Raw genomic sequence first — 4,514 nt, 5'->3', positions numbered from 1 at the left:
GCGATGCTCCTCTCCCTGTTCGACCAGGTCCGCCACACCCCCGGCTTCCACTACGGGGAGACAGGCCTGTACACCCGCGGCCCCGCCTCCCTCTGCGTGGACTTCACCCCCGTCCCAAGCGCCCCCGACCGCGACTGACCTCCGCACATCGCTGCCCCGGCCCCGACAGGGCAGGGCGGAGCGGCCCCTTGCCCCGGCCGTGGCAGCCGGGACGCCCCCCTCAGTCCCCCCTCCTCGGGAGAGGACTTCGACACCGACCGACGTCACCCGAGCCTTCAATGACCTGCTGTTCGGCCCCGGCCACGACCTCGCCGCCACCCTCCTGATCACCGGCCACCCGGAAGACGGGAACCTGGGGCTCATCAAGTAAGTCGGACGGGGCCTTCGGGGAGTGCTGCCTTTTCAAGGGCCCCATGAGGCCCGTCCGAACCTCCAGGACCTTCGAAACCCCGAAGAGGCGACAGGACGCGGGCCGGACCTCCGCCACAGTGCCTCGTGTTGGTGCCCCTCTCCGCGGGGGCCGGTAGGTATCTTCGGGCACCTGTCCGGAATTGGAACATGGGATGGGAGCCGCCGTGGCATCCGTGGGGGAGAGACTGAGCCGAGCACGGGAGCGGGCTTTCATAGGCCGGGAGGAGGAACTCGCCCATTTCGGGGAGGCTTTGGCCGGCGATCCGCAGGCACCGTTCGCGTTCTACGTGTTCGGGCCGGGCGGCATAGGAAAGTCGACGCTGCTGCGGTGCCTGGCGGACCAGGCTCGTGCGGCAGGCAGGCTGGTCGTCGAACTCGACGGCCGTTTCGTCAGCCGGGACCCGGCAGATTTCGAGCGCGCGGCCGGCCCCTTCCTGGACGTTCCCGGCACCGTCCTGGTCCTCGACTCCTTCGAGCACTGCCAGTGGCTGGAAAGCTGGCTGTGGCAGCACTTTCTGCCCCGCGCCGCCGACGACACCCTGGTCCTCCTGGCCGGTCGCCTCACTCCGCAGCCGCAGTGGACCGCGGATCCCGCCTGGGCCGGGCTCCTGCACGTGACCGAGCTGGAGCCGTTCTCCGAAAGACAGGCCCGGAGCCTGCTGGCCACGGCGCGCATCCGGCCCGAACTGCGGGAGCGGGTACTCCACTTCGCCGGAGGCAACCCGCTGGCACTGTCCCTCGCGGCAGCCGCCGGATCGACGGGCTGCAGCAGGGAGGAGATCTGGGCCCCTTCGGCAGACGTGCTGCGAACCCTGCTGACAGGGTTGATCGGTGAGGTGCCCACAGCCGCCCACCGCCGTGCCCTGGAGGTGGCCGCACAGGCCCACTCGACGTCCGAGGAACTGCTCACCGCAGTGCTGCCCGAGGAGGACGCCCATCTTCTCTTCTCCTGGCTGAGGGACCTGCCCTTCATGGAGTCCACGCATCGGGGTCTTCACCCGCACGACGCGGCACGCGAGACGCTGGCCGCCGACCTGCGCTGGCGGGCTCCCCATGCCTTCGTGACGATGCGCCAGCGTTTGGCGGACGAGTATCTGCGCCTGCTGCGCGAGGCACCGGAGGAGCGGGTGTGGACCGTCACCGACGAGCTCTTCTACCTCTTCCGAGAGGGGAAGATCCTGGCCCGGCTGCGCACCTGGTCCCGTGAGGAGGAGGTGCACGACCGCCCCCTGCACCCGGACGACATGGATGTGGTGCTGAGGATGGCAGAGGAGACCGAGGGACCCGCCTCGGCGGACCTGGTCCGCTACTGGGCGCAACGCCAGCCACAGGCCTTCAGCGTCTACCGTCTCGTGAGCACCGGCCGGATCGTGGCGTTCACGGCCCGACTCGCTCTGCCGGCCCCTCCCGACCCCGAGGACCTGGCCACCGATCCCGTGGTCGCCGCAGCGTGGGAGCACACCGACGCTACCGCCCCGGTGGGCCCCGGCGAACACATCGGCATAAGCCGCTTCACGATCTACCCCGAGCGATACCAGGTCCCCTCGCGCGTCATCGACCTGAGCAGTTCCCGCGCCCAGGCGGAGTCCGCCCGTGCGCGCCATCGCGCCTACGGCTTCGCCGTCTGGCGGGACGCCGAAACCTGGGCCGAGCGCGTCAAGGGAACCCTCAGCGACACCGGTGCGCGACCGCGCGTCGGCGAACACACCTACGGGCTGTTCGGCGTCGACTGGCGCCGGATGCCCGTAGAGGCCTGGCTTCGCCATTTCATATCAGCCACCGAAGTACCGGCTCAGTCCGGGCCGGCGGGCCTCTCGCGCACCGCGTTCGACCAGGCCGTACGCGAAGCCCTGCAGCACTGGCGCGACCCGGCCGCCTTCGCGGCCTGCGCCCTGACACGCACCCGCCTGGCAGCCGACTTCTCCGATCCCGTCGAAGAGCTGCGCGCCCTGCTGCGCCAGGCCGTCGACGACCTCGCCCGTGACCCGCGCGGCGTGCGCGCCCGCGAGGCCCTGACGGCCGGCCACTTCTCCGGCGCGCCCACCCAGGAGGCTGCCGCCCGTCGCCTCGGCCTTCCGTACGGCACCTACCGGCGCCATCTGCGCCAGGGCCTGGACCTGCTCTGCGAGGCCCTGTGGCAGCAGGAGCTGCACGGCTCCCGATAACAACGGCAGGCGCACTCCTCCGGCCGGACCGGGTGGACAGGTGCGGACAGGAGTGGACAGTCATCGCCCCTGCCAGGCCTGGATAGTGGACACCGCCCCGCACGAGGCTGTGCGCCATGAACCTCCGCCGACCACAGCCGGGGCAGACCCCGCCCGCCCCTCGGCAGGCAGCCGTCCTCGCGGTGCTCGCTGCAGCCCAGTTCACCGTCATGCTCGCCACCTCGATCGTGAACGTCGCGCTGCCGCAGATCCGCGCCGGGGTCGGCCTGTCGGACGGTGGCACCACCTGGGTGGTCAACGCCTACGGCCTGGCGTTCGGAGCGCTGCTCCTGGCGGGAGGGCGGGCAGCCGACCTGCTCGGTCGCCGCCGGGTGCTCATCGTCGGCCTCGCACTGTTCGCCGCTGCCTCGCTGGCGGCGGGGGTGGCCGCCTTCCCGAGCCTGCTGATCGCGGCCCGTGCCGTCCAGGGCCTCGGTGCCGCCGCCATCGCCCCGGCTGCGCTCGCCCTGGCCATGGACCTCTTCCCGTCCGGCCCCGGGCGCGGCAGGGCACTGGGCGTGTGGGGCGCGGTCTCCGGGGCGGGCGGGGCGGGCGGCGTCCTGCTGGGTGGTGTCCTCACCCAGGCGTGGGGCTGGCCATGGATCTTCCACTCCGTCGCGCTCGGATCGGCGCTGGTCCTGGCGGCCGTGGCGGCACTCGTCCCACGGACGGTCAGCGGCAGGGCCGGGCGGTTCGACCTGCTGGGCACCGTCACCGTGACCCTCGCCCTGACCTGCCTGGTCTGGGGGCTGACCACCGCACGCGGCACCGGCTGGACGGACGGCCGGGCCCTTGCTTCCCTCGGCGCCGCCACCGCGCTGCTCGGGGCCTTCACCGTGATCGAGCTCCGGCGCCCGAACGCGCTGGTGCCGCCGCGGCTGTTCACCACCGGCCGGGTCGCTGCGGGCAACCTGCTGATGGCCCTGCGGGGGCCCGTGTGGATCGCCCTTTTCTTCTTCCTGCCGCTCTACCAGCAACAGGTTCTCGGATCCAGTCCCCTGGCCACCGGAGCGGGCCAACTCCCGCTCGCCGCAGCCAACATGCTCGGATCCGCTCTCGCCCCGCGTGTCTCCCGGCGCATCGGCGCCACCGCGACCGTGACCGCAGCCCTGTTCACCGAGGCCGCCGGCCTGCTGTGGCTGTCACGGATCGGCGCCGACGGGAGCTACCTCGCCGACATACTCGGCCCGAGCATCCTCGTCGGCCTCGGCCTGAGCATCGCCTTCGTCCAGCTCACGGCACTGGCTGTCGACGGCGTCCCGCCACAGGACGCGGGCCTGGCCGGCGGCCTGGTGAACACCACCCGACAGGTCGGCGGCGCGATCGGTCTCGCCGCCCTGGCCACCCTCGCCGGCTCCGTCGCCGCCCACGCATCCGCTCATGAGCCCCGCCTGGAGTCCCTCACCGCCGGCTACCGGGCCGCCTTCACCGTCTCGGCCGCTGTCCTGGCCGCAACAGCTCTCCTCGCAATGCTCCTCACCCGCTGCACCGGACCGCGGTCCGCAACCACGCCCACACGCCCGGCTCTCGCCCCGCAAACCTCCCGGAGCGGGTGAACCCGATGGACCAGCCGCGCCACCGACACCCGCGATCACGACAGGAAGCACAGCCAGGGCCACCGTCGGCGAGACCGCCCGCCGTCAGCGTCCGCACCGTGGAGTCCTGCAGAGGCTCTCCGGCCGAGGCCGCGACCGGCCGCTTCGGCAAGCCCCACCACGCCTCCCTGGAGAACTGCCCTCGAGCCTCAGGACCCGTACCGCACAGACCACCTGACAAAGCAACACATCAACCGAAAGAGGTTTCCCCATGACCGCTGAGAAGAAGCCCTACCTGACCGGCCACTACACCCCCGTCGCCGACGAGATCACCGCGACCGAACTCACCGTCGAGGGCACCCTG

The 4,514-nt window shown here is 71.8% G+C and carries 2 protein-coding genes; both read left to right on the top strand.

Annotated features, from left to right (window positions below):
• Positions 1–584: 584 nt before the first annotated feature.
• On the top strand, positions 585–2,576 hold the full coding sequence (locus AB0H32_RS46935; RefSeq protein ID WP_361135444.1) for an ATP-binding protein: 1,992 nt from the start codon (positions 585–587) through the stop codon (positions 2,574–2,576).
• Between the two features lie 116 nt (positions 2,577–2,692).
• Complete coding sequence (locus AB0H32_RS46930; protein ID WP_361135441.1) at positions 2,693–4,171, top strand: MFS transporter; 1,479 nt, start codon at positions 2,693–2,695, stop codon at positions 4,169–4,171.
• Positions 4,172–4,514: the final 343 nt, after the last annotated feature.

The organism is Streptomyces sp. NPDC020362, assembly GCF_040642095.1.
Lineage (GTDB): Bacteria > Actinomycetota > Actinomycetes > Streptomycetales > Streptomycetaceae > Streptomyces.
The sequence above is the reverse complement of the archived record's forward strand: the minus strand, read 5'-3'. Positions and strand labels throughout refer to the sequence as shown.